The following is a 24,866-nucleotide window of genomic DNA, read 5'->3' on the forward strand; positions in this document are numbered from 1 at the left end:
CCTCGGCCGTCTCCAATTTCGAAAACACGCACGCCTAGGATCGAATATATGAAGATCCGCGCCAAGTCGGCCCCGAAGGCGAGCGGAGCATGAGCGCGGCCTCGGTCGAGGACCATGCCGCTCACGTTCGACGCCTACTCGATCCCTTGAAGACACGCACCGCGGAGACGGTCCTGCTGAGCGATGCACTGGGCCGTGTCGCCTACGCCGACGTCGCTTCGCCGGTCGATCTTCCACTGTTCAGGAATTCGCAGATGGATGGATACGCAGTCCACTCGTCGGCGATCACCACAGTTCCGGTGACCCTCGAGGTTGTGGGCACAGTGGCCGCGGGAGCGACCGGACCGAGTGCAGTGCAACCCGGCACCAGCGTCAAGATCATGACCGGCGCCCCGGTCCCGGAAGGTGCGGACACCATCGTGCCCGTCGAGCACACGACTGCAGGTGACGAGCATTCCGTCACGATCGAAGTGTCCAGACAACCCGGTGACTACATTCGCGAGCAGGGCAGCGACGTCATCGCTGGTACCACACTGATCCACGCAGGCCAGCTTCTCGAACCTCGTCACATTGCAGTCCTTGCCGCAGTCGGCTTGTCGCACACGCAGGTTCGCAGTCGACCACGGGTTGCCGTGATCACCACCGGCGCCGAACTCGTCGAGGCCGGCTCCTCGCTCCGGCTCGGCCAAATTTTCGATTCCAATGGAATCGCACTGGCATCTCATCTTCGCAGCAACGGCGCCGAAGTCACGGGCGTACACCGCAGCTCGGACGAACCAACAGACTTCCATCGCATCGTCACCGCTGCTGCCGCGGAATCAGAGCTCATCATCACCTCCGGCGGGGTGTCCATGGGCGATTTCGAAGTAGTGAAGGATGTGTTGCTCCCACTGGGCGGGCAATTCGGGCCGGTACGGATGCAGCCAGGCGGACCTCAAGGTACAGCCGTCGTCGACGGCGTTCCCGTATTGAACTTTCCAGGTAACCCAGTGAGCACCGTCGTCTCGTTCCTGGTGTTCGCACGTGATGTGCTGCGTGACGCAGCGGGCTTACCGCCGGTGCCGACCCGGGTGGCGAAGCTGGCAGCAGACGTCACCTCCGTCGCGGGCAAACGGCAGTTTCTGCGAGGAAAGTTGGAGGGAGAAACCGTGACATTGATCGCCGGAGCAGGTTCGCACCTCGTTGCCGCGATGGCATGGGCAGATGTGTTGGTGGACGTGCCCGTCGAAGTGACCGAGATGACCGCGGGGTCCGAAGTGACAGTGGTGCCGTTATGACAAGTTTTTCCCATGTCGATTCCGAAGGCCGCGCCCGCATGGTCGACGTGTCACACAAGTCCGACACCACCCGAATAGCTGTCGCTGCAGGCGAACTGGCCACCACTGCCGAGGTTGTGTCCCTCGTCCGCGCCGATGGAATGCCGAAGGCAGATGTCTTGGCCACGGCTCGAATCGCGGGCATTTCCGGGGCCAAGAAGACCTCCGAGCTGATACCGCTGTGCCATCAACTGGCACTGTCTTCGGTCGATGTGCGCTTCGGATTCACCGAAACGACGATCACTGTCGAGGCGACGGCAAAGACCACCGGCCCGACGGGAGTGGAGATGGAGGCGCTGACGGCCGTAGCCGTCGCCGGTCTCACCCTGCACGACATGGTCAAGGCCGTCGACCCGTCCGCAACCATGAACAACATCCGTCTGCTGAGCAAAGAGGGCGGAAAGCGTGGGCGATGGTCTCGGGGCGTCGAGAAGGCCCACGAAACACCCTGCGCTGGAACGAGATCGGCTGTTGTACTCGTGGCGTCGACCGGTGGTGCGCGAGGTACCCGCGAGGACACCACCGGACCGGTGATAGCGCGGTGGCTGCGGGAGCGCGAGTTCACTGTTCGCGGGCCGCTGATATTTGCCGACGCCGATATCGCATCCGGCCTGGACGACGCATTGACCGGTGCGCCATCACTGGTGATCACCACCGGGGGTACAGGCGTGTCACCGACCGATGCCACCCCCGAGGCGACACGAGCAGTTCTCGATTGCGAACTCCCCGGGATCGCCGACGCGATTCGGGCCAAGGGGACCACCGTCACTCCTCATGCGACCTTGAGTCGTGGACTTACCGGGCTTGCAGGAACGACCGTCATCGTGAATTTGCCTGGGTCACCCGGGGGTGTCAAGGACGGACTCTCGGTCCTCGGGCCGATCCTGGACCATCTGCTCGCGCAGGTTGCCGGTGACGGTCTGCACGCCGAAACACAGGAAGGCGAATTGCCGTGAACGAGCCTCTGGCAGAGATCTCGAAGGATCGGATCGATATCGATATCGTCGAGGCCGCAGTCGCCGGGCCGGAGCACGGCGCGGTCGTACTCTTCAGCGGCGTGGTGCGCAATCACGATGGCGGTCAAGCCGTTTCCGCACTCGAATATCAGGCGCATCCTGATGCAGAGAAATTTCTCCGCGCGTGTTGCGCCGAAGTGGCGGCGCAATCAGGGTTGCCCGTAGCGGCAGTACATCGTGTCGGGGACCTGGTCGTCGGCGATGTCGCGCTCGTCGCCGCGGTCGCTTCACCACATCGCGCGGAAGCCTTCGCGACGTGCGCCACGCTCGTCGAACGCATCAAGTCCGAAGTTCCCATCTGGAAGCGTCAGCATTTCGCCACGGGCACCTCGGAATGGGTCGGCCTCTGACTGATGCCGCAGGGCGTCTGTTCACGCCGAATTCGGCGTGTATCGATGAACCGGTAGCATCGCTGCGCGATCGGTCGGGTCCCCGGTCCGGCGGATGCAGTCGAGCAGGCGGACCTCGACCAATTCTTCGTCGATATCCGTTCCGATCAATACCAGCGAGGTCGCTCTTCGTTCGTCGCGGCCCCACGTGGTCGATTCGAGTCGGATATGACGGCCGACCGTACCGAGGACGTATTTCCCCGCGTAGCCATCTACACCGAAATATACGAAACCCTTTGCGCGGTAGACCTCTCCCGACGGATTCTCCATCACCTCGATGAAGCGGCGCGGGTCCATCGGCTCTTCGGTCTCGAAACTCGTAGTCGTATAGGCGGCGTGCAGATGCCGCGAGTGATCGCCGAGATCCTCGTCCTCGTACAGCACCTCGTCGAACGACAATTGCCGTGCCGAGCTTCTGTCATCAGCACGTGTCGGTACATCGAAGAGCAACGCTGCGTCGACGCGGCCATGTCCGGTCACCACGATCGGGACGTCTCCGACTATCTCGCGGACACTGTCGAGGCCCGCAGCCGTCTCGGCATCGTCGAGTCGGTCGGTCTTGTTGAGTACCACGAGGTCTGCGAGGCGGAGGTGTTGTTCGATCTCGGGATGCCGTTCGACGGTGCCGCCGAATTCGACTGCATCGACCACTCCGACAAGGCCGCCGTAGACGATCGCAGAATTGTTGCTGGCCAGCACCATTCGAATGAGGCTTCTCGGCTCCGCAATGCCACTGGCCTCGACCACGATCACGTCGAGTGCCCTCGCGGGGTCGGACAGAACGTCGAACATCGAATCCATTTCCTCGATGTCCACGGCACAGCAGATACACCCGTTACCGAGGGCCACCATCGAATCGACTTGACCGGCAACCATCATCGAATCGATATTGATGGAGCCGAAGTCGTTGACGATGACTCCGATGCGAATTCCTCGATTGTGGCGAAGCAGGTGATTGAGCAACGTCGTCTTGCCTGCACCGAGAAATCCCGAGACGAGAATTACGGGAATCTTTCGGTCTCCGAGTGCACGCGCCACGAGTCGTGAGGCTACTCGGTTGCGAGCATCTGCTTCAGCAGGCCCTGCGCGAAGTTCGACACCGACCGAACGTTGTCGTCGGTCACCAGATCCGACAATCCGTCGATCCCGACGGAATCGACGTAGGGTGCGATCCCGGCAAGCAAGCGCGCGAGCGGACTCCCCCCGGCCGAACTCGGGGCGGCTTCGAGCTTCGGCTTACCCGCAGCAGGGGTCGCCGTGGCCGAGTCGGACGGTGCTTCCGGTCCATCCTCCACGGATAGTGCCGTGACAGTGGTGTGCGGGCCGAGGAGATAGTCGATCAACCCGGTGGAGATCGCGATGGCGTGCTTCAGCTGCCCCTCCGGGCTTTCGAGCACAGCAGCATCGTCAGGATTGGAGCCGTTTCCCATCTCGACGAAAACCAAAGGCACACTGGTCAGTGCCGGCCCGGCGATGTCGGACCGCTCCTGCAGTCCGTCGACTGCCCCCGCGTAGTTGGCGGCACTGAACCCGGCTCGCTCGTACGCGTCGCGCATCAGGTTCGATGCGGCCAGGCCACCTTCCGACTGGGCCGCGTTGGCAGCCGCGTCGGGAATGGGGAGTGTGGGGACGATCAGGTGGAACCCGTGCTTGTCTGCATCGGTGCCCACAGCCGTCGAGTCCGCATGGATGCTGACAGCGACGTCCGCCCCGGACGCACTGGCCGCTCGTGCTCGGTCATCGACACATCCGCCCCACGCAGAGTCGTCGGCACGGCTCATGACGACCGAGGCACCGAGGCTTTCCAAACTCGATTTCACCAGCTGAGCGACGTTCCAGTTGATGGTGTGTTCGGCAATGCCGTCGACGGTGGTCATCCCCGATGTCTGGCAGTCCTTGGTGCCGCCGCGGCCATCGTCGACCTGCGCAGCCAGATTCTCGGCGTGGCCGACACCTTGGTGACCGGGATCCACGAAGACCGTTTTACCGTCGAGCTCCAGGCCTGAAGGGGCGGCCGACGCTGTTGCAGGAATCATCAGCGCGCCGGCCATCACACCTGCGGACAGCACGCCGAGCACAGAGGTTCTATTCATCAAGCAGTTGGACACACTCCGACGAAGTCGAGCGTGCCACTCCCCTTCCACATCGCGAATCAGCAGCCTCTGTGGCATACACCAGCAACAGCAGACACTTTCGTCACAAGTGAAGCAGAAAGTGAGGCCGAGTTGATCGCGCGATACCGGCTGATCCGAATCTGCAAGCGGAATGTGAGCAAGTCGACACCGAACCGTTGCAGTAGGAGTAGTGAACCGGCCACGGAGTTGTGCATCTCGCGGTAGAACAGGTTCATGACGTTCGTGATTCTTCAACCCTGCTGCAACGACGCATCGTGCGTCGATGTGTGTCCAGTCGACTGTATTCACCCCACGCCGGACGAACCTGGCTTCATGACCTCGGAAATGCTGCACATCGATCCCGATAGCTGCATCGACTGCGGTGCGTGTGTGGACGAATGCCCCGTCGACGCCATCCGCGCCGACCATGAATTGGAGCCCGAGCAAGAGCGATACCTCGGGATAAATGCCAACTACTTCCAATTCAACCCGATGCAGAGCAGTGGGTACAACGCGGTTGCTTCGCCCTTCAAAGGCGTCGACTTCACCGGCCGAAGAATTGCCGTCGTCGGATCAGGGCCTGCGGCGTTCTACGCCGCCACCGAACTCGCGTCCATCCGCGGTATCGAGGTCGAGATGTACGACCGCCTGTTGACCCCGTACGGGCTGGTTCGGGCGGGCGTAGCACCCGACCATCCAGGCACAAAGGCGGTGACCGATCTCTTCCGCGCGGTCGGCGGCAAGAAGTCGGTACGGATCCATCTCGGCGTCGAGATCGGCTCCGATATCTCTCACGAAGAACTTCTCGAACACCACGATGCGGTCATCTACGCGACGGGTGCCTCCAACGATCGACGCCTCGGGATTCCAGGGGAAGATCTTCCCGGCAGCCACGCAGCAGCCGAATTCGTCGGGTGGTACAACGGCCACCCCGACTACGCCGACCGCAGCTACGATCTGAGCAGCGAAAGGGCAGTCATCGTAGGCAACGGAAACGTCGCCCTCGACATCGCTCGTGTTCTGCTGGTTTCGCCGGCCGAACTCGAGAACACCGATATCGCCGACCACGCGCTGGAGGCATTACGAGGCAGCAAGATCCGCGAGGTGGTAGTTCTGGGTCGACGCGGGTCAGCCCAGGCTGCGTACACGAACCCCGAATTGATCGGATTGATGAATGCTGCCGACATCGACATCGTGTTGTCAGCCGACGAAGCCGAACCGGACGCCGCCACTTCGGCAGCTCTGGAATCCGGCACCGCCGAACCCTCCACCGCATTGAAGGTGGAACTGGCTCGCGAAATTGCAGCCGGAGACGGCCAAGGCGCAGGATCCGACCCGAACCGGAAGCGCATTGTGCTCCGCTTCTGCGTTTCCCCTGACGAGATACTCGGAGACGAGTCGGTCACCTCTGTCCGTCTGATACACAATGAACTGCGAACCGATGAGTCCGGCACGGTGAAAGCCGAGCGAACCTCGACCGAGGAGATGCTCGACACAGGTCTGGTTCTGCGTTCGGTCGGTTATCACGGAAGCGAGATACCAGGCGTGCCGTTCGATTCCGGTGTCGGCGTGATTCCCAACAAAGAAGGCCGCGTGATCGACAATTCAGGCGAGCCGGTATCCGGAACCTATGCAACAGGCTGGATAAAGCGCGGGCCCACCGGCGTGATCGGAACCAACAAGAAGTGTGCAGCTGAGACCGTTCGGAGCCTGCTCGAAGACATAGCTGCTGACCGTCTTCCTCAGGCCCGCGCGGATCGTGCGGAACTCGACCTATTGCTGGAGAAGAAAGCGCCCGACGCACTCGACTTTCCTGCATGGGCACGCATCGACAAAGCAGAGATTTCGGCTGGAAAAGACACTGGGCGTCCCCGCGTGAAGTTCGTCGGCCTGGACGAGATGCGGCTCGCAGCTCAGCCCGCGAGTACAGATCCTTCCTGATTTCCAATTATTTGGATCCAAGAGCTTGTTTCGTCGATATCGTAGATGGTCGTATAGTTTCCTGAGCTCTACGCGGTTTCATCCCGATTGATCATTGGAGACCTCCAGAATGGCCAAGAAAGTTTATGTTCAACTGGTCGACGATATCGACGACAAGCCGATCGAATCCGGCGGAGAGCACATAAGCTATTCCGTCAACGGCGTCAGCTACGAAATCGATCTCAGCGACAAAAACGCCAAAGAGTTTCACCGCAAGCTCGATTACTACATCGAGCACTCGGCACGTGTCGGCGGTAAGCGTGCAAAGAAGGCCGTCGGCGCCACCTCGACCGGCCAGAAGCGCGATGCCAATCAGACGAAGGCTATCCGCGAGTGGGCAAAATCCAACGGATACACCATTTCGGCTCGAGGCCGAATTCCTTCGGACGTCGAGAACGCTTTCGACGCTGCTCACTGACCGGTCTTGTCACCCGGCCCGGCGACCGGGCGGAAGCAAGTCGTGACAAGGAAATGGGGGCCACCTCGCGGTGGCCCCCATTTTCTTTTTCACCCCACAAACAACGCAAGCCCTGACCAGAATTACCGGTCAGGGCTTGCGTGCACTTCTTCTTTCAGGACGAACTCGGTGGAGCTAAGGGGACTCGAACCCCTGACCCCCACACTGCCAGTGTGGTGCGCTACCAGCTGCGCCATAGCCCCGTACTTCACAGCCGCACTGTTTTGCGGTTGCTCGAACGAAGTTACACCATGGCCGCATACTGCTACAAATCCGCTGCTGGGACAGGAAATGTTCGGTCAGCCGATCGATTCGATCCACGACGAGTCGCGGAGGGCATCGACGACCTGACCATCGACGAGAACACCGGGGGTTCCGGCTGCACCCGCCGCGGACAGGGCTTCACGGGCGCTCGCCGCGTCTGCTGCGGCCACGTCGGTCATCGCACCGGACAGAATGCACTGTGTGGTCGCCTCTCCTGCGCCACTCTTCTGTGCGAGGTCGGCGAGTTCGGTGTCGGTGCGGTCGGAATCACCGTTCTCCTCGGGTTGAAAATCTGCGCCGAACAAGCCTGCGTGAAATGCGGAATAGACAACGGCGTCTTCCGATGCGGCGACACAGTGCGATGCAGCAACCGCTCGGCTCGAGTAGCTCCCGCTCGCCGATGAAGCGTCCAGTTGAGGAAGCACAACCAGGTGATATCGAACCGCTACCGCACCGTCGTCGATCTTCTGTGCCAACTCCTGGCCGTGCTTGACTTCCAGATCACCACAGAATGGGCACATCGGATCTTCGAACAGATCCACGACCGGCGCGGCATTTGCTGTGGCCAGTTGGACGACGCCATCGGGCAGAACCGTCAATTCCACATTCGCATTTTTTACCGTGCCGTAACCGTCGTTGCGCGGGGTGTCACTGCCCCGCTGCCACATGACCGCCACGACGACGACCACAGCGACCACGAGTACCGCAACCGCGGCCAGAACGTACGTAGAGGTACTGGACGTCGGTTGTGGGGTGTACTTCGCACTCGATGTTCTTTTTTGGCTCACGTTGGAAATAGTACGGAGTGCTACCCAGCCGAGGCGCGAGGCGCCGGGAAGCAATTCATTGCTTGCGGGCAGCTGCTTTTGCTGCGCTCGCCGTATCCTTCACAAACAGCCACCACACTGCCGCAGCGAGCAGAATCGCCCCGGACATCACGAAGGCCGTTCCGTAGGAGTAGTACTCGACCACCATTCCGGCGACGATGGGCCCGAAGATCGCCCCGACGTCGGATGCCATTTGGAATGTCGAGAGAACTGGGCCACCGCGTGCACGGGAGCCGATGATGTCGGCCACCGAGGCCTGCTGCGCCGGTGTCATCAGACCGGACCCGAAACCCGCAACGAAAGAGGCGATCATGAACAGCGCCACGTTATCGGTCAGACCGATGGCTGCGGTGCCCAGACCCGCAACGATCAGGCCTGCGACGACAAAAGGTTTTCGCCCGCGTACGTCGGAAAGCCGTCCGGAGGTGATCAGCACGAGGGCATTTCCGACGGCGAATACCGCCAGCGCCACAGCAGCCACCGCAGCCGAGCGGTCGAGAACTGCAACGACGAACAGCGGAACCAACGCAACGCGGACACCGAACACTGCCCACCCCGTCGCGAAATTCGAGGAAAGAGCAGCACGGTAGGCGGGCACTCTCAAAGCAGCGCGTAGCGACATCATCGGCACTGCAGAACCGTGCTCGGATTCGGTCGAATCGACATTGCCGAGGCTGAAAAAGACGACGGCAGCAGCGATGATCAGAGCGATCGCGTAGATGATGAAGGGTGCTCGTAAACCCAATCCGACGACCGCTCCGCCGACGAGCGGGCCACCTATCGAACCCATCAGGAAGCTCGTCGCGTAGAACCCCGATACGCGTCCGCGGCTGTCCGCCGGGCTCATTCGAATGAGAAGGCCCAGAGCCGACACCGTGAACATTGTCGATCCGATGCCGCCGAGTCCTCGGAAGATCAGGAGCTGCCAATAGGTTTGGGCGAAAGCGCAGGCGCCGGTCGATGCAGCCACGATCAACAGACCGGCCAGGTAAACCGGTCGCTCACCGAGCTTCTGCACCAAGAGGCCACTGGCAGGCGCGAACAAGAGTCGCATCGCCGCGAATACGCTGATGACCGCCGATGCAGCGACTACACCGACACCGAATTCGGTGGCGAACTGTGGAATTACCGGTGCGACGATTCCGAAACCAAGAGCTATCACGAAGCTCGCCGAGATCAGGACCCATATTTGCGACGGCAGCGCGCCGCCCTTCACAGCCTCGGTGGGTTTCGAAGCTGTCACGATCGGTCGAGTGCCTGCGACACCAGTTCTCTCGCAGCGGTCTGAACCTGCGCGAGATGATCTTCGCCCTTGAACGATTCGGCGTAGATCTTGTAGACATCTTCGGTTCCCGATGGACGTGCGGCGAACCACGCGTTTTCGGTGGTCACCTTCAATCCCCCGATCGCGCCGCCGTTACCGGGTGCGGTAGTCAGTGTGGCCGTGATCTTCTCCCCCGCAAGTTCGGTTGCCGTGACCTGATCAGCAGAGAGCTTGGCCAGGACGGCCTTTTCCTCACGTGAAGCGGGCGCATCGACCCGTGCATACACGGGACTGCCGTACTGCGCAGTGAAGTCGACGTAGCGCTGAGACGGCGTTTTGCCCGTGACAGCGGTGATCTCGGACGCGAGCAACGCAAGGATGATGCCGTCCTTGTCCGTCGTCCATACCCGCCCGTCGGTTCGCAGGAACGACGCTCCTGCCGACTCCTCGCCGCCGAATCCGAGACCGCCTTCGAGGAGTCCTGGCACGAACCATTTGAATCCGACAGGTACCTCGAGCAAGTCTCGGCCGAGGCCTGCGACGACACGATCGATCATCGACGACGACACCAAAGTCTTTCCAACTTTGCAGTTCGGCGACCAGCCGGATCGGTGTGTGAAGAGGTAGTCGATTGCAACTGCCAGATAGTGATTGGGATTCATCAGACCACCGTCAGGTGTCACCACTCCATGGCGGTCCGAGTCCGCGTCGTTTCCCGTGGAGATGTCATACGAGTTCCGTGCTGCGATCAACGACGCCATCGCGTTGGGAGACGAACAATCCATTCGGATCTTTCCGTCGGTATCGAGCGTCATGAAGCGGAAAGTCGCATCGACGAGCGGATTGACGACAGTGAGGTCGAGGTTGTGACGCTCGGCGATCGCCTGCCAGTAGTCGACACTCGCACCACCGAGCGGATCGGCGCCGATGCGCACCCCGGCCGACCTGATCGCGTCGAGATCTACGACGTTCGACAGATCCTCGACGTAAGTTCCAAGGAAGTCGTACTTGTCCACCGAGGTACTCAGAGCGGTCGCCAACGACACGCGCTTCACACCTGCCAGTCCACCGCGCAGCAGCTCGTTGGCACGGTCCGCGATCACGGACGTGGCGTCACTGTCTGCGGGACCACCGTGCGGAGGGTTGTACTTGAATCCGCCGTCACGCGGCGGATTGTGCGAGGGTGTGACGACGATGCCGTCGGCCTTGGCCGAAGATCCGGTCGAGTTGTAGCGCAGAATCGCGTGACTGACGGCCGGCGTCGGCGTGTACCGATCCCCGGAGTCGACGAGTACCGAAACATCGTTTGCAGCAAGAACTTCCAACGCTGTGGTCCACGCGGGCTCGGACAGCGCGTGCGTGTCACGGCCGATGAACATCGGGCCGGTGATGCCCTGCGAGGCGCGGTATTCGACGATCGCCTGCGTCGTTGCGAGAATATGAGCCTCGTTGAACGCCGTATCCAGACTGGATCCACGGTGACCGGACGTCCCGAAAACGACGTGTTGGCCCGGATCCGACATGTCCGGAGTACGGGAGTAGTAGGCCGTGACCAGCTGCGCTACGTCGACGAGATCCTCGGGCAGAGCAATGGAACCAGCTCGTTCGTGCGCCACGATGCGCCTCCTTCTTGTCGCAGAGTCAACTCCCGGACAACACTAGTTCCCCGGTGAAGTTTCGCGTCGGCGCACCTGCGATCAGGCGGCGTGTAGCGAGCACCGGGAACCCCACGGAGACTGGCATACAAAAAAACGCCGGGCCGCGCGAGAGCTTATGCTCTTGTGCGGCCCGGCGTTCGCGTGGAGCTGCCGGGAATCGAACCCGGGTCCTCTGCTGCATTGCCAGGGCTTCTCCGTGTGCAGTCTGCTATGTCTCTACTTGGATCTCCCGATCTCGCAAACAAGCCAGGATGACGATCCCAGCCACTGTTTGATTTTCCTCATCACTCCGTGGCCGAGTGAATCGGTAAGCCCTCTAGCTGATGCCAGTACCCGGACCGAGGGCAAGCCCGGACTGACAGACACGCAGTCGCTACTTAGGCAGCGAGTGCGTAGTCGCGCTGATTGGAATCGGCGCTTATATTTTTGCGATGACGCTTACGGTGGTCTCTCGCCTGCACCGACACGCTTCCCCTGACTCAACATACAAAGTCGAAACCGTTCAGCCCCGTATGTTCCGAAGCACTGTGCTCCGGCTTGTCAGTGTAACGCGTGCGCCGAGCAGATTCATCCCGATACCCATCGGGATACCAACCGTGGTGAGTCAGGCCCGGTCGACCTGCCGCACAACCGCCTGCAGGGTACGACCCAACAGGACCTTGCGGGCCGGCAGAGACCCGTACCAGAACACCCTCCCTGCGAGTCCGCGTGGGAAGAAGTAGGTTCGCTGTTCGAGTCGAGTACCACCACCCGCCGAGATCACTTGGTATTGCATCCGCGCGTCGCCAGGCAGTGATGCGGTAGACCGCAACCGCACCTCACCCGAGTTTTCCTCTTCACGATCCTCCCGACGCCAACCCTTCAATTCACCCGATTCGACAGCGCCTCGCAGTCGACTACGGATCTCGCTCGGCCCACTACCGAGAAATACGCTGCGACTGTCGCAGTAGACGACCTCCCCGGCCCACGTCGGATCGGTCGGCAGTGGATCGGACGGTTGTGCCGAGTCGGAGTCGGACCACGTCGTTTCGGTCTCCCCCTCCTCGATGTTCCGCAGCGCGAGACGCACGGACTCGCGATACGAAGTCAGACCGCCTGCAGGTCGAGGGATGATCGAATCGACGTCCATTCCGTGTGCGACGGCGTCGAATTGCAAAGATTCGATGAGTGGCATGGCCAGTCCGCGCGGGATCGGGGTGACCAATCCGATCCAATGGCCGGCGAGACGCGGCGTCAACACCGGCAGCACCACCATTCGACGCTGGCGCAGCCCGGCAACTCCCGCGTAGATGTTCATCATTTCGCCGTATTCCATGACGTCGGGGCCTCCGACGTCGAACGTTCGGCTTTCCTTCAGATCGGCCTCGGCAGCACCGATGAGGTAGTGGAGCATATCGCGCACCGCGATCGGCTGGATCCTGTTGTGCACCCATCTCGGAGTCGTCATGACCGGTAGACGGTTCGTCAGGTGCCGGATCATCTCGAAGGACGCCGAACCCGAGCCGATAACGACACCGGCCTGGAGAACCAACGTCGGTACCGAGGATTCGATGAGGATCCGACCTACTTCGGCGCGAGATTGCAGATGCTCCGACAGCTCGCCGTCGGTGGGGTGCAATCCGCCCAGGTAGACGATTCTGCCCACTCCGCTTTCCGCAGCGACGTCGGCGACGTTCTCAGCACCGGTACGCTCGGCGTCCGCGAAATTGTCGTGGCCCACCGAGCCCATCGAGTGAACGAGGTAGTAGACGACGTCCACGTCCGCGAACGCAGCCTTCAGAGAATCTCGATCGTTGAGGTCACCCTGCGCGATCTCGACGTCGTCTGCCCACGGAACACCGTCCAGCTTGTCAGGGTTACGCGCCAACACTCGCACTGTGTAACCGGCGTCGAGAAGCCGCGGAGCGAGGCGTCCTCCGAGGTAGCCCGTCGCTCCGGTGACAAGCACGCGAAGCGGGGTCGAGTTGATGTTGGCGGTCATCAACCCCTGATACCCCCGAAGTGGCTGATTCAACCGGGATCGGCACGGCAATCATGTGCACCCAGCCGGAATCGGATTATCACGCGACGGCGATCATCCCGACCGCACCGAGAGCTATGACCATGCCGATCTGCTGTAGACGACCAACACGCTCGCCGAGCATGACCATCGCCAACAGCACCGTCGCCGCCGGATACAGCGACGCGATGACGCTGACAAGCGAGAGCATCCCACCCTGGTAGGCGTAGAGCAGTGCGGCGTTCGCGACGACGTCGAGCACGCCGACGAACGCCGCGAGTTTCAGGACACTTCCATGGGGGGCGGAAAAGTGACCGGTTGCCAATGCAACGCTCCACACCACGGCGGTTGCCGAGGCTCGCGACGCGGCCAGTGGCCACAGCCCAGATCCTTCGCCGATCTGATGGAGACAGATGAACGCCAACGCGAATGTGATACCCGAGCCGACCGTGAGCCAGGCGACAGTACGGGTGAATTTCATGTCGCGACCGCCCGCGACCTCACCGGTCGCCTCGTCCGGCGACTCCTTACTCACCAAGACCACCGCAACGAGCGCGAGAGCAATTCCGCAGAACGCGAGCATGCCGGGTCTTTCCCCGATCATGAGCCCAGCGAGCACTGGAATGCCGGCGACGAGAACGGCAGTCAGCGGCGACACCACGGCCATCGGTCCCGACGCCAGGGCGAGATAGAACCACCAGACCGCAAGACCCCCAGCGACCCCGGACGCCAGCCCCCACAACATCGGAACCAACGACACGGTGCCGCCGACGAATGGGGCTATCAGCAAGACGACGACCAAAGAGAACGGGTAGGAAACGATGACGACTCGAAGTGCGGCTACCCGCCTCGATGCGACTCCGCCGACGAAGTCGCTGACTCCGTAGCCGACGGCAGCGACGAGCGCGAGCAGGATCGCGGTCAGCGCATGCCTTTGATTCGACGTCCGAGTTCGCGCGTCACCTCGCGTTCGGCGGTGCGGCGCGCCAAGTCCTGACGCTTGTCGTAGTCCTGCTTACCTCTGGCCAAGGCAAGCTCGACCTTGACCTTGCCATCGGAGAAATACATCGACAGTGGGACGATCGTCAGGCTGCCTTCCTTGACCTTGCCCGCCAGACGTTCGATTTCTCGCTTGTGCAGCAAAAGCTTCCGAGTGCGCCTCGGTGCGTGGTTGGTCCAACTGCCCTGCGTGTACTCGGGGATGTGAAGTCCACGCAGCCACACCTCACCGTCGTCTACGGTCGCAAAAGCGTCGGCCAAAGATGCTTTGCCTTCGCGAAGGCTCTTCACTTCGGTTCCGACAAGGGCGACACCGGCCTCGAAGACATCGAGGATCGCATAGTTGTGTCGCGCTTTTCGGTTGGTCGCGATGGCCTTACGGCCCTTCTCTCTCACTGCAGGGCCCTTTCTCGAGCGCGGGAAGGCGTGTGCGCTCGTGTACACAGCCGCTCCAGCATAGAACCGATGAGCAATCCGTTTTCTTCCGGCCGGAGCGGAGCCTGCGGAGTGACCAGGATTGGCCGGAGCGGAGCCTGCGGAGTGACCAGGATCAGCCGGAGCGGAGCCTGCGGAGTGACCAGGGTGAGTGTATGGAGCTGATCTATTCTCTGACGTAGAGGCGCAGCGTGATGTAGGCAGTCACGGCCGCCATACCGATTCCGACGAGAGCCAGGAACGGCGATACCAGCAGCACGTCGCTGTTGGAGATTCGGGCGAGAATGTTGGCTTCGTATACGTCGGCGAGTACGTCGTCTATGAAGATGTTCTTGGCGCCGAAGAGTCCTGCGATTGCGAGTGCCGATCCGATGATCGCGGCGACAACGGCCTCGAGCAGGAACGGTAGCTGGGTGTACCACCGTGTTGCGCCGACCAGTCGCATGATGCCCACCTCGGTACGCCTGGTGAAAGCCGCAATCTGCACCATGTTGGCAATCAGTAGAACTGCGGCGATCGCCTGAACGATGGCGATAGCGAAGGCCGCGTTGCGTACTCCGTTCAACACACTGAAGAGTCGCTCGACCAGATCGCGTTGGTTGAGCACGCTCTGTACTCCTGGACGTTCGGCAAAGTTGTCGTTGATGACACCGAACCGCTCGGGATCGCTCAACTTGACTTTGAACGACGCCGGGAAGCTGTCCGGGCTCACCAACTGTGCCAACTCTGGTTGGTCCTTGAAGACTCGCTCGGTGGCGTCCTTGACCGCGTCATCCCGATTCAGGTACTCCACGGACACGACTGAGGGGGTCGACTCCAGGTCTCTACGTAGCGCCGCGCATGTGTCTTGCGCGCACTCTGGGTCGGTCGCGGAAATATCGTCGGTGAGGAATATCTGCACCTCGACGCGATCGAGAAAAATCTGTTGCGTTTTTCCTGCCATCTGTACGACCAGCAGGCCGCCGCCGAACAGGCCGAGCGAGATCGCGGTCGTGAGAATCATGGCGATGGTCATGGTGATGTTGCGGCGAAGTCCGGTCAGAACCTCACTGAAAATGAAACTTGCGCGCATCGCGGAATCCGAGCCCTTCGGTGTGTGCGGTCGAGAAAGTCATGTCAGCCGGCGTGCCGGCGGGAGTGGAGCCTGCGGAACGACCCGAAGACTGCACGAGTGGAGCCTGCGGAACGACCCGAAGACTGCACGAGTGGAGCCTGCGGAACGACCCGCTGTCCGTGAGTGGAGCCTGCGGAACGGCCGGGGTGGCTATCTGCCCACGCCGTAGACCCCGCGAGCCTCGTCTCGCACCACTCGGCCGTTGTCCAGTTCGACGACGCGTCGCCGCATCGAGTCGACGATGTGATTGTCGTGGGTAGCCATGAGGACCGTCGTGCCAGTTCGGTTGATCCGCTCGAGCAGCATCATGATGTCTTGGCTGGTGTCGGGATCGAGGTTTCCGGTCGGCTCGTCGGCCAACAGAACCAGAGGTCGGTTGACGAATGCGCGTGCGATCGCGACGCGTTGTTGTTCGCCGCCGGACAACTCGGAGGGCAAACGATCGGACTTACCACCGAGCCCGACCAATTCGAGGACCTCGGGCACTGTCCGCTTGATCATCGAGCGCGGCCTGCCGATTACTTCCAGGGCGAATGCGACGTTCTCGACGACGGTTTTCTGCTGCAGCAACCGAAAATCCTGGAAAACACAACCCATGCTCTGCCTCAACCGTGGAACCCGTCGTGACGCGAGCCGATTGACGTGAAAGTCCGCTACGTGGATGTCCCCTGAGGTCGGGCTCTCTTCTTTCAAGAGCAGACGCATGAACGTCGACTTGCCCGAACCCGATGGTCCGATGAGAAAGACGAACTCGCCCTTGTCCACGGAAACGGTCACGTTGTCCAGAGCAGGCCTGGTCGACGTCTTGTACGACTTGGACACATTCGTGGTGCTGATCACGGCTCGCAGTGTAGTCCTTACCGGCGGGTAGCCGACCGAAGCGAGGACCGCGATTCGAATGTCATGGGGTGCTCGACGGGGCTGAGGGGGTTGGCGCCTGCGGATACAGCGATCGCAGTTGCGGAGGAACGGTAATACCTGGCAAATAGGTCGGAACCTGCGAGGTCGTGTTACCCGATTCTCCGGTCGCCGACCCTGGCTCCCGCTGCTGCCCTGGCTGTTGCTGTTGCCCTGACTCCCCCGGTATCCCGCTTGTGTCCGACGGGTCCAGCGATGTCGTGGGCTCGACGCTCGACGATGGTGGGACGCTGGTCGACGGAGTCAAGGATTCGGGTGCGTAGCTCGGAAGGCGGTTTTGGTATTGGCTGGTGTCGATCGGAGTCGGGCCGTTCACCGCACCTTCCGGCTCAGGCCGTACCTGACCGTAGAGCAGCGCGGTCAGCACGAAGCAGATTCCGAGGGCCACTGTCGAAGTCCGAGCGCGCCCGAAGATTCGCGCCGGAATCTTCCAGTGGCGAGTCCACCGATCGGTTTCGGTGTTCTCTTCGGTCACCTGTCCGCCCCTCGATCGCCTTGGGCAGAATCGGGTGCGACTCCGGCCGTCGAGATGTCCGGGGCAACACTGATTCCCTCGGGCTGCAACGCTGCTGCCACCCGAACACGTAATTCGCGTCCAACCTGAAATTGCTTGCCTGGCAACGTTCTCGCCACCAGACGCACATGCACCAGATCGACCTCGATGCTCTCCACACCCATCACTGTGGGCTCGTCGAGCAATAGCTTTCTCAGTCTGGCATCGGCAAATGCAGCGTGCCCGACGCGTCGCAGGATTTCGTTGACGTGGGTGAGGTCGGCAGTGGACGGAATCGGGACGTCGACCACCGCACGTGCCCAGTCTTTCGACAGGTTGATCGCTTTGACGATCTGCCCGTTCGGGACGGTTATCACTTCACCGTCCACGCTACGAACCCGCGTGACACGCAACGTGACGTCCTCGACGGTCCCTTCAGCATCTTCCGCCGAGCCGAGGACGGCGATCTGTACGACGTCACCGAACCCGTACTGCCGTTCGGTGATGATGAAGAACCCGGCGAGAATGTCCTGCACTACGCGCTGCGCTCCGAAGCCGAGCGCTGCACCCAGGACGGTTGCGGGTGCGACGAGCGAGGTGACGGCAAATCCGAACCGTCGGAGAACTTCGATGGTGACGAGAATGTAGACGATGGTGACGGCAACCCAGGTGATCACTTGAGCGAGTGCGTGCCGGTGCTTGGCTGCCTCGGACCGGACCAGCGCGTCACTGTGCTGGTAGTTCGAGTCGATCCGCGTGGTGATTCTCGATCCGGTCCAGCTGATCAACCTGGCCACCAGCATGCCGCCGAGTATGTACAGCACGATTTCCAAACCGCGGCCGCTGAGCCACAGTTGAAGATCGTCCGGGACTCCTGAAGAGAGAGCGTGCACCGCACTGCCAGCTGTCATGTCGGTCTACTCCTCCCCCCGCATACGCCAGCGAATCCCGGCTTCCAGGAAACCGTCGATGTCGCCATCGAGCACGGTGGAGGGGTTGTTCACCTCGTATTCGGTGCGCAGGTCCTTGACCATCTGATATGGATGCAGAACGTAGGACCTCATCTGGTTGCCCCACGAGCTTCCGCCGTCGCCCTTGAGCGCATCCATCTCGGCCCGCTCTTCTTTGCGCTTGACTTCGAGGAGCTTGGCCTGCAACACGCGCATCGCGGACACCTTGTTCTGCAGCTGCGACTTTTCGTTCTGACACGTCACGACGATGCCGGTCGGAATGTGTGTCAGTCGGACGGCAGAGTCGGTGGTGTTGACGGACTGACCACCCGGACCGCTGGACCGGTAGACGTCGACACGGATGTCGTTCTCGGGAATCTCGATGTGGTCGGTGGTTTCGACTACCGGCAGGACCTCTACCTCGGCGAAGGAAGTCTGACGTCGTCCCTGGTTGTCGAACGGGCTGATCCGAACCAGCCTGTGCGTTCCCTGCTCGACCGAGAGCGTGCCGTACGTATATGGGCCCTTGATTGCGAACGTCGCACTCTTGATGCCCGCTTCTTCGGCGTACGACGTGTCGTAGACCTCGACGCCGTAACCATGCTTCTCGGCCCACCGTATGTACATGCGCATGAGCATCTCGGCCCAGTCGGCCGCGTCGATTCCGCCGGCGCCGGAACGAATGTTGAGGAGCGCGTCGCGCTGGTCGTATTCACCGGACAACAGGGTCCGCACTTCGGCGGCTGCAATGTCTTCTCGCAATGCGGCACGCTCGGCGTCGGCATCCGCCGTCGCGGCCACCTCGGCTTCACCTTCTTCGCCCTCTGCCAGTTCGTACAGAACCGGGAGGTCGTCGAGCCGTTGTCGCAGCGCCTCCGCACGACGCAGTTCCGCCTGTGCGTGCGAGAGCGCACTGGTCACCTGCTGAGCGTGGTCCTGGTCGTTCCACAGGTCCGGCGACACAGCTTGATGCTCCAACTCGTTGATCCGTCTGCGCAGCTCCTCGATGTCGAGGACAGACTCGATCGTGGTGAGGGTGATGTCGAGTTCGGCTAGGTCTGCGGAAACGTCAGGATGCACGAGAGCCAAGGTTACCGGCACCGTCGACGGCGCGGAGACCGCCGTCCCCGACACGACCCCGGACTGCGGAGGCATCGACTGACGAGGATGACGTCGACTGCGTCGACACCTCTAGTCTTGTTCGCGTGACCGACTACGCTGCCGACCTCCGACTCGCGCTTGCTTTGGCCGACGACGCCGACTCCATTACGCGGAATCGTTTTCTCGCCCTGGACCTCGAGGTCGACGACAAACCGGACCTGACCCCGGTCAGCGACGCGGATCTGGCCGTCGAACATCAACTCAGGTCGGTGCTGACCGAGCAACGCCCCGATGATGCAGTGCTGGGTGAGGAATTCGGCGGTGATGTGGCCTTGAAGGGACGACAGTGGGTGATCGACCCCATCGACGGCACCAAAAACTTCGTTCGCGGCGTACCGATCTGGGCAACACTCGTCTCGCTGCTGGTCGACGGAGTCCCGGTCGTCGGCGTCATCAGCGCGCCGGCACTGAACCGGAGGTGGTGGGCCTCGGAGTCCGCAGGGGCATTCACTTCCTTCGACAACGGTTCGCCCCGTCGACTCGGTGTTTCGGCGGTGCGGGAACTGTCCTCGGCCAGTTTGAGCTTCGCCAGCCTGTCGGGCTGGTTGGAGCGTGGGGTACGCGAGCAGTTCATCTCGTTGACCGACGACGTGTGGCGTGTGCGTGGCTACGGCGACTTCTTTTCCTATTGCTTGGTGGCCGAGGGCGCTTTGGATATTGCAACCGAGCCGGAGGTCTCGTTGTGGGACCTGGCACCGCTGGACATCCTCGTCCGCGAAGCCGGTGGCAGGTTCTCCTCGCTCGACGGCCGACCAGGTCCCCACGGCGGCAGTGCCATCGCGACCAACGGACTTCTTCAGGACGAGGTCGTTCGCCGTCTGCGCTGAGACATGAGGACGACGGTGCTGCGGTGGTCAGAGGTCGCCGCACTGGCGCTGACGTGCGGCGACCACCAACAACTTACTCAGGAGTAGACAGCTATCTTACCCGGGAGTAAGATAGTCCGAGTCCGAGCCCGACACCGAGAAACAGCTGGTGATCATGAGCAAGCAAGACAGTGTGACCGAAACGAAGCGCAAAGCGCCTCGCGACACGTCCGCGGTTGGCCTCAATCCGTTCAAACGAGATGCCATCGGCACCGCTATGCGCGTGCTCACGGCAATCACCGGATCCGAGCTGGCAGAGAAGTACAACCTCCGCCAAACAATCGACCGCGTCACCTACGAGAGCACCAAGAGCGGGTTCAAGACCCTCGGTGCTGCAACTCGATCGTTCGCGAAGGCGAAGGGTAACGAGAAGCCGAAGCGCCTCGAGGACTCAGCGGCCAAGAACCTCGGGTACTTCGACCTGACTCCCGACGATGAGCAGCGCATGATCGTCGAGACCGTCAGGGAATTCGCCGAGGAAATTCTGCGGCCCGCAGCATTCGATTCGGATGCCTCCGCATCCTCTCCAGAGGACCTCGTTCGTAGATCCGCCGAACTCGGCATCACGTTGATCAACGTGCCGGAGGAGCTCGACGGCGCGGCCTCCGAGCGCGGTGCCGTGACCAACTCCCTGGTTGCCGAAGCACTGGCGCACGGAGACATGGGACTGGCACTGCCCATTCTGGCGCCCAGCGGCGTTGCCGTTGCACTCACCCAGTGGGGCACCGATGCTCAGCAGAAAACCTACCTTCCCGCATTCGTCGGCGACAAGGTGCCCAATGCAGCCGTCGTCGTCAACGAGCCTCGCGCCTTGTTCGACCCATTTGCATTGTCCACCAAGGCAGTTCGTTCACCCAGCGGCTTCAAGCTCAACGGCGTCAAAAGCCTCGTTCCCGCGGCAGCAAGTTCCGAATTGTTCATTGTCGCTGCTGAATTGGAGGGCCGTCCGGCCTTCTTCATCGTCGAGTCCGATTCCAAAGGCCTTGTCGTCGAAGCCGATCCGAGCATGGGCCTGCGGGCCGCAGGCCTTGGAAGGTTACTTCTGACCGACGTCGCCCTTCCGGAGTCCGCGCTGCTCGGCGATGGAGATTCGGACCAGCATGCGCTCGACTACGCCGATGCCATCAGCCTTGCGCGCCTCGGTTGGTCCTCCCTCGCAGTCGGTACCAGCCAAGCTGTTCTCGACTACGTCATCCCCTATGTCAACGAGCGCGAGGCGTTCGGTGAGCCCATCAGCAATCGGCAGGCCGTCGCCTTCATGGTCGCCAACATTGCCATCGAGTTGGACGGCATGCGGTTGGTCACCCTCCGCGGCGCCTCGCGTGCAGAGCAGGGACTTTCATTCGCCCGCGAAGCTGCCCTCGCACGTCGTCTCGCGTCGGAAAAGGGTATGCAAATCGGTTCGGACGGTGTTCAACTCCTCGGCGGGCACGGCTTCACCAAGGAGCACCCGGTAGAACGTTGGTACCGCGATCTTCGCGCCATCGGCACTGCCGAAGGCATCGTTCTCATCTGATTCGCGCCCACCTTGAAGAAAATGACCCAAGGACACACACGATGATCAATCTCGAACTACCCAAAAAGCTTCGGGCACAGGCGAATCAAGCGCACCAGGTGGCGGCCGAGATCTTCCGTCCGATCTCGCGCAAGTACGACCTCGCCGAGCACGAATACCCGGTCGAACTCGACACCATGGCGTCCATGATCGAGGGAATGTCCGACGCAGGCAACGATATCGGTGGCGCCGCAGGTGGCCGTCAAAAGGACAGCGAGTCCGCACCGAAGCCCAGCAAGACCGCCAATGCCAACGGCGGAAATATGTCCGCACTGATCAACGTGATCGAGACCTGCTGGGGCGACGTCGGATTGACGTTGTCCATCCCCTATCAGGGACTCGGCAACTCGGCGATCGCAGCAGTGTCAACCGATGAGCAGCTCGAACGATTCGGCAAGGTATGGGCTTCCATGGCCATCACCGAACCAAGCTTCGGATCCGACTCGGCCGCCGTGACCACCACCGCAGTTCTCGACGGCGACGAGTGGGTCCTCAACGGCGAGAAGATCTACGTGACCGCAGGTGAGCGCTCGAGCCACATCGTCGTATGGGCGACCGTGGACAAGCCGAAGGGACGCGCAGCGATCAAATCATTCGTCGTACCGCGCGATGCCCCAGGGCTGAGTGTGGCCCGCCTCGAACACAAGCTCGGAATCAAAGCCTCCGACACAGCAGCGCTTCTCTTCGAAAACTGTCGGATTCCGAAGGACAATCTCCTCGGAAACCCGGAAGTGGATGTGGACAAAGGGTTCGCGGGCGTCATGCAGACGTTCGACAACACGCGACCACTCGTAGCCGGTATGGCGATCGGCGTAGCCAGGGCTGCCCTGGAAGAGCTGCGGTCGATTCTGACCGACGCCGGTGTCGATATCTCGTACACCACACCGGCATACAACCAGCATGCCGCTGCAGCCGAGTTCTTGCGGCTCGAAGCGGACTGGGAGGCATCTCACCTCCTGGCACTTCGGGCAGCCTGGATGGCCGACAACAAGCAGCCGAACTCGCTTCAAGCTTCGATGGCCAAAGCGAAAGCCGGCCGTTCGGCAACCGACATCACGCTCAAAGCCGTCGAACTGGCCGGGACGTCCGGGTACTCGGAACGACTTCTCCTTGAAAAGTGGAGCCGAGACTCGAAGATCCTCGACATCTTCGAAGGTACGCAGCAGATTCAGCAACTGATCGTCGCCCGTCGCGTACTGGGAAAGACGTCGGCGACGTTGAAGTAGTCGTTCCAGACAGCATCTCCCCGAAGAACCCGTGGTCGGCTCGAGTCGACCACGGGTTCTTTGCGTCGCTTCGGCAGTATCGTCGATAGATGTGTGGCGGGATAATTTCTGTCGCAGTGTCGAAAACGCTGAGCGCCGTTCGTCGTCATCATGTAAGACAACGAACGTGCCGAACGAGGCACCGCTGATACAAGGAGACGAACCATGAAGTACATGCTGCTGATCAACGCGCCGAGCGCGGATTTCGACAACGGTTGTTCGGTGGAGGACTGGATACAGTTCGGTAAGGAAATGCAGGATGCCGGCTTGTGGGTTACCGGCCACGCTCTCGCAGATCTCACCACGGCGACAACAGTGCAGGTCGACTCGTCCGGGCAGCGCAGCATCACGGACGGACCGTTTGCGGAAACGCGAGAGGTATTGGGCGGGTTCGAGGTCATCGATGTGCCGGACTTGGACGCCGCGCTCGATTGGGCCGAGCGGTGCCCGGGTTCTCGCGGAGGTGGTGCGGTGGTCGTCCGACCGATCGCCGACTTCTGAGAGCTATGACGATGAGCCGGAAACCGGCACTCTCACTCGAAGCAGTGTTCCGCGAAGAATACGGGCAACTCCTGGCAACGCTCGTGGGGCGATTCGGCGATCTGGATTTGGCCGAGGACGCTACCTCCGATGCTCTGGAGGCTGCTTTGAGTCGATGGCCGGTCGATGGCGTCCCGTCGAGACCCGGCGCTTGGCTGCTGACCACCGCCCGGCGTCGGGCCGTGGACAGACTTCGACGCGATCAGACCTACGCCGCGAAACTTGCGGAAATTCAGGTCGAGCAAGATCGCGCATTTCAGGCCCCGTCCGCCGATCCCGTCGACGGCGGTCTGCCCGACGAGCGTCTCCAACTCTTCTTCACCTGTGCGCATCCCGCGCTTGCACCCGACGATCGAATTGCGATCACGCTTCGCTGCCTGGTCGGAATGACAACAACCGAGGTTGCGCGCGCCTTCTTGATTCCTTCGTCGACGGCCGGACAGCGAATCTCCAGGGCCAAGAACAAGATCCGGGTCGCACGGATCCCTTTCCGCGTCCCGGATCGACATGAAATAGCGCAACGGTTGCCGGGAGTTCTGCAGGTCGTGTATTCGATCTTCACCGAGGGCTACGCAGCGTCGTCCGGCGAAGACCTGCTCCGAACAGATCTGGCCGACGAAGCGATACGGCTCGGCCGGATTCTGCATGGCCTGCTTCCAGCCGAGCGTGAAGTTACCGGGCTGCTCTCGCTGATGCTCTGCACTCACGGCCGGAGTTCGGCACGTGCAGGCAAAGACGGTGAGATGGTGATGCTCGAAGAGCAGGACCGTCGGTTATGGGACCGCGAGATGATCGACGAAGGGCGCACATTGGTGGTACTCGCTCTCACCGGCGGCTCCCCTGGGCCGTACGGCGTTCAAGCAGCCATTGCGGCCTTGCACGACGAAGCTACCGATGCCGAGACCACTGATTGGCCTCAGATCGCCGAACTGTACGGCGTGCTGGCGACGATCACGCCGTCGCCGATCGTCGCTCTCAACAGGGCGGCGGCTATCGCAATGTGCGAAGGTCCCAGCGCCGGCCTCGAAGCGATGGAAGCGCTGTCCACCGAGCCCTTGCTACAGAAATACTATCCATACCCTGCCGCCCGAGCGGATCTCCTCGCACGGCTCGAACGCTGGCCGGAAGCTGCTCGATGGTTCCAACGCGCACTCGGCCTCGCCGGCTCCGAACCCGAGAAAAAATTTGTACAGCGCAGACTGGCCGCGTGCTATCGCAACGCACTTCCGACTCCGGAAGGCACGTTGGATTCTGACACTTGTCCGCATCCCTGAATCGAACACCAG

Annotated in this window: 23 protein-coding genes, 1 tRNA gene and 1 other RNA gene; 10 read left to right on the forward strand and 15 right to left on the reverse strand. The window is 61.6% G+C overall.

Annotated features, from left to right (window positions below; translation table 11 throughout):
• Positions 1-89: 89 nt before the first annotated feature.
• From glp to E5720_RS02740, 3 genes are read left to right on the forward strand one after another with little or no spacing between them, the layout of a single operon-like run.
• Complete coding sequence (gene glp / locus E5720_RS02730) at positions 90-1,277, forward strand: gephyrin-like molybdotransferase Glp (RefSeq protein ID WP_136169367.1); 1,188 nt, start codon at positions 90-92, stop codon at positions 1,275-1,277.
• Complete coding sequence (gene moaCB, locus E5720_RS02735) at positions 1,274-2,272, forward strand: bifunctional molybdenum cofactor biosynthesis protein MoaC/MoaB (RefSeq protein ID WP_136169368.1); 999 nt, start codon at positions 1,274-1,276, stop codon at positions 2,270-2,272. The genes glp and moaCB overlap by 4 nt, the downstream gene beginning before the upstream one ends.
• The gene (locus tag E5720_RS02740; protein WP_088944455.1) at positions 2,269-2,682 is read left to right on the forward strand and encodes a molybdenum cofactor biosynthesis protein MoaE; all 414 of its coding nucleotides are present in this window, start codon (positions 2,269-2,271) and stop codon (positions 2,680-2,682) included. Before moaCB ends, E5720_RS02740 begins: the two co-directional genes overlap by 4 nt.
• Before the next feature lie 21 nt (positions 2,683-2,703).
• Here E5720_RS02740 and E5720_RS02745 read toward each other — a convergent pair whose 3' ends face one another.
• Both E5720_RS02745 and E5720_RS02750 read right to left on the reverse strand, forming a co-directional pair.
• Positions 2,704-3,759 carry a GTP-binding protein gene (locus E5720_RS02745; RefSeq protein ID WP_136169369.1) on the reverse strand — a complete coding sequence of 352 codons (1,056 nt, stop codon included), beginning with the start codon at positions 3,757-3,759 and terminating at the stop codon, positions 2,704-2,706.
• Between the two features lie 11 nt (positions 3,760-3,770).
• Entirely contained in the window at positions 3,771-4,814 is a 1,044-nt protein-coding gene (locus E5720_RS02750; protein WP_136169370.1) for an N-acetylmuramoyl-L-alanine amidase, read from the reverse strand.
• A gap of 255 nt (positions 4,815-5,069) precedes the next feature.
• On the opposite strand from E5720_RS02750, the gene E5720_RS02755 reads away from it, so the two are divergent.
• Both E5720_RS02755 and E5720_RS02760 read left to right on the forward strand, forming a co-directional pair.
• Complete coding sequence (locus tag E5720_RS02755) at positions 5,070-6,776, forward strand: FAD-dependent oxidoreductase (protein ID WP_136169371.1); 1,707 nt, start codon at positions 5,070-5,072, stop codon at positions 6,774-6,776.
• Positions 6,777-6,885: 109 nt separating this feature from the next.
• Positions 6,886-7,233, forward strand: a complete 348-nt coding sequence (locus E5720_RS02760; RefSeq protein WP_136169372.1) for an Lsr2 family protein — start codon at positions 6,886-6,888, stop codon at positions 7,231-7,233.
• 169 nt (positions 7,234-7,402) lie between these two features.
• On the opposite strand, the gene E5720_RS02765 is transcribed toward E5720_RS02760, so the two are convergent.
• The 13 genes from E5720_RS02765 to prfB form a co-directional block, all read right to left on the reverse strand.
• A tRNA-Ala gene (locus tag E5720_RS02765) sits at positions 7,403-7,475 on the reverse strand.
• 96 nt (positions 7,476-7,571) lie between these two features.
• The gene (locus E5720_RS02770; protein WP_168708270.1) at positions 7,572-8,324 is read right to left on the reverse strand and encodes a thioredoxin domain-containing protein; all 753 of its coding nucleotides are present in this window, start codon (positions 8,322-8,324) and stop codon (positions 7,572-7,574) included.
• Positions 8,325-8,379: 55 nt separating this feature from the next.
• On the reverse strand, positions 8,380-9,606 hold the full coding sequence (locus E5720_RS02775) for an MFS transporter (RefSeq protein WP_247596144.1): 1,227 nt from the start codon (positions 9,604-9,606) through the stop codon (positions 8,380-8,382).
• Complete coding sequence (gene pgm, locus E5720_RS02780; protein ID WP_136169373.1) at positions 9,603-11,243, reverse strand: phosphoglucomutase (alpha-D-glucose-1,6-bisphosphate-dependent); 1,641 nt, start codon at positions 11,241-11,243, stop codon at positions 9,603-9,605. The genes E5720_RS02775 and pgm overlap by 4 nt, the downstream gene beginning before the upstream one ends.
• Positions 11,244-11,424: 181 nt before the next feature.
• Positions 11,425-11,795: a transfer-messenger RNA gene (gene ssrA / locus E5720_RS02785) on the reverse strand.
• A gap of 94 nt (positions 11,796-11,889) precedes the next feature.
• Positions 11,890-13,266, reverse strand: a complete 1,377-nt coding sequence (locus E5720_RS02790; RefSeq protein WP_136169374.1) for an NAD(P)H-binding protein — start codon at positions 13,264-13,266, stop codon at positions 11,890-11,892.
• A 79-nt stretch (positions 13,267-13,345) separates the two neighbouring features.
• Positions 13,346-14,197, reverse strand: a complete 852-nt coding sequence (locus E5720_RS02795) for a DMT family transporter (protein WP_136169375.1) — start codon at positions 14,195-14,197, stop codon at positions 13,346-13,348.
• An 8-nt stretch (positions 14,198-14,205) separates the two neighbouring features.
• A complete protein-coding gene (gene smpB, locus E5720_RS02800; protein ID WP_136169376.1) occupies positions 14,206-14,679 on the reverse strand; it encodes an SsrA-binding protein SmpB in 474 nt (157 codons plus the stop codon).
• Between the two features lie 205 nt (positions 14,680-14,884).
• Entirely contained in the window at positions 14,885-15,790 is a 906-nt protein-coding gene (ftsX, locus tag E5720_RS02805) for a permease-like cell division protein FtsX (RefSeq protein ID WP_136169377.1), read from the reverse strand.
• Positions 15,791-15,982: 192 nt separating this feature from the next.
• Positions 15,983-16,672: a cell division ATP-binding protein FtsE gene (ftsE, locus tag E5720_RS02810; protein ID WP_136169378.1), complete on the reverse strand. Its 690-nt coding sequence runs from the start codon at positions 16,670-16,672 to the stop codon at positions 15,983-15,985.
• Positions 16,673-16,733: 61 nt separating this feature from the next.
• On the reverse strand, positions 16,734-17,225 hold the full coding sequence (locus E5720_RS02815; RefSeq protein WP_136169379.1) for a hypothetical protein: 492 nt from the start codon (positions 17,223-17,225) through the stop codon (positions 16,734-16,736).
• Positions 17,222-18,154, reverse strand: coding sequence for a mechanosensitive ion channel family protein (locus E5720_RS02820; protein WP_210729945.1), 933 nt, complete (start codon positions 18,152-18,154; stop codon positions 17,222-17,224). Before E5720_RS02820 ends, E5720_RS02815 begins: the two co-directional genes overlap by 4 nt.
• Before the next feature lie 6 nt (positions 18,155-18,160).
• The gene (prfB, locus tag E5720_RS02825) at positions 18,161-19,273 is read right to left on the reverse strand and encodes a peptide chain release factor 2 (protein WP_136172404.1); all 1,113 of its coding nucleotides are present in this window, start codon (positions 19,271-19,273) and stop codon (positions 18,161-18,163) included.
• A 125-nt stretch (positions 19,274-19,398) separates the two neighbouring features.
• On the opposite strand from prfB, the gene E5720_RS02830 reads away from it, so the two are divergent.
• From E5720_RS02830 to E5720_RS02850, 5 genes are all read left to right on the forward strand, one after another.
• Complete coding sequence (locus E5720_RS02830; RefSeq protein WP_136169380.1) at positions 19,399-20,181, forward strand: inositol monophosphatase family protein; 783 nt, start codon at positions 19,399-19,401, stop codon at positions 20,179-20,181.
• A 148-nt stretch (positions 20,182-20,329) separates the two neighbouring features.
• Positions 20,330-21,736, forward strand: coding sequence for an acyl-CoA dehydrogenase family protein (locus E5720_RS02835; RefSeq protein WP_136169381.1), 1,407 nt, complete (start codon positions 20,330-20,332; stop codon positions 21,734-21,736).
• Between the two features lie 41 nt (positions 21,737-21,777).
• A complete protein-coding gene (locus E5720_RS02840) occupies positions 21,778-23,001 on the forward strand; it encodes an acyl-CoA dehydrogenase family protein (RefSeq protein WP_136169382.1) in 1,224 nt (407 codons plus the stop codon).
• A gap of 204 nt (positions 23,002-23,205) precedes the next feature.
• A complete protein-coding gene (locus E5720_RS02845) occupies positions 23,206-23,541 on the forward strand; it encodes a YciI family protein (protein ID WP_136169383.1) in 336 nt (111 codons plus the stop codon).
• Positions 23,542-23,552: 11 nt separating this feature from the next.
• Complete coding sequence (locus tag E5720_RS02850; RefSeq protein ID WP_136169384.1) at positions 23,553-24,854, forward strand: RNA polymerase sigma factor; 1,302 nt, start codon at positions 23,553-23,555, stop codon at positions 24,852-24,854.
• Positions 24,855-24,866: the final 12 nt, after the last annotated feature.

Source organism: Rhodococcus sp. PAMC28707, from assembly GCF_004795915.1.
Taxonomy (GTDB): Bacteria; Actinomycetota; Actinomycetes; order Mycobacteriales; family Mycobacteriaceae; genus Rhodococcoides.

What these genes read in the sequence shown, in the direction of transcription:
- ftsX (WP_136169377.1), bottom strand. Translation starts at nt 15,790, where the DNA reads ATGCGCGCAAGTTTCATTTTCAGTGAGGTTCTGACCGGACTTCGCCGC.
- E5720_RS02820 (WP_210729945.1), bottom strand. Translation starts at nt 18,154, where the DNA reads ATGACAGCTGGCAGTGCGGTGCACGCTCTCTCTTCAGGAGTCCCGGAC.
- E5720_RS02845 (WP_136169383.1), top strand. Translation starts at nt 23,206, where the DNA reads ATGAAGTACATGCTGCTGATCAACGCGCCGAGCGCGGATTTCGACAAC.
- E5720_RS02755 (WP_136169371.1), top strand. Translation starts at nt 5,070, where the DNA reads ATGACGTTCGTGATTCTTCAACCCTGCTGCAACGACGCATCGTGCGTC.
- E5720_RS02760 (WP_136169372.1), top strand. Translation starts at nt 6,886, where the DNA reads ATGGCCAAGAAAGTTTATGTTCAACTGGTCGACGATATCGACGACAAG.
- E5720_RS02850 (WP_136169384.1), top strand. Translation starts at nt 23,553, where the DNA reads ATGAGCCGGAAACCGGCACTCTCACTCGAAGCAGTGTTCCGCGAAGAA.
- moaCB (WP_136169368.1), top strand. Translation starts at nt 1,274, where the DNA reads ATGACAAGTTTTTCCCATGTCGATTCCGAAGGCCGCGCCCGCATGGTC.
- E5720_RS02750 (WP_136169370.1), bottom strand. Translation starts at nt 4,814, where the DNA reads ATGAATAGAACCTCTGTGCTCGGCGTGCTGTCCGCAGGTGTGATGGCC.
- E5720_RS02840 (WP_136169382.1), top strand. Translation starts at nt 21,778, where the DNA reads ATGATCAATCTCGAACTACCCAAAAAGCTTCGGGCACAGGCGAATCAA.
- E5720_RS02790 (WP_136169374.1), bottom strand. Translation starts at nt 13,266, where the DNA reads ATGACCGCCAACATCAACTCGACCCCGCTTCGCGTGCTTGTCACCGGA.
- glp (WP_136169367.1), top strand. Translation starts at nt 90, where the DNA reads ATGAGCGCGGCCTCGGTCGAGGACCATGCCGCTCACGTTCGACGCCTA.